1 pseudogene is annotated in these 242 nt (G+C 76.9%); it reads right to left on the reverse strand.

Annotated elements, in window-relative coordinates:
* Nucleotides 1-242 (reverse strand): annotated as a pseudogene (locus J0695_RS41045) (TPM domain-containing protein); the annotation flags it as partial.

A 242-nucleotide genomic window follows, 5' to 3' on the forward strand; every position in this document is an offset into this window, starting at 1 on the left:
GCCCCCGCCGCCGTACCCCCGTACATCCTGCTCGGCGAGCTGCTGCGCCTGCCGGGCCAGCGCGTCCGCCTGCTGCACCTCCGCCAGCGCGGCCTGCGCGTCCGTCCCCGCCAGGCCCGTCGCCTTCTCCAGCCTGCGCTGCGCTTCCGCCAGGCGGGTACGGGCCTGACTGCCCACCGCACCCCGGTTCGTCGTGATGTAGTCCGCCGCGGCCCCGACCGAACTGGTGGCCGCCAGCGTCG

It is taken from the genome of Streptomyces beijiangensis, from assembly GCF_017315755.1.
GTDB classification, from domain to species: domain Bacteria; phylum Actinomycetota; class Actinomycetes; order Streptomycetales; family Streptomycetaceae; genus Streptomyces; species Streptomyces beijiangensis.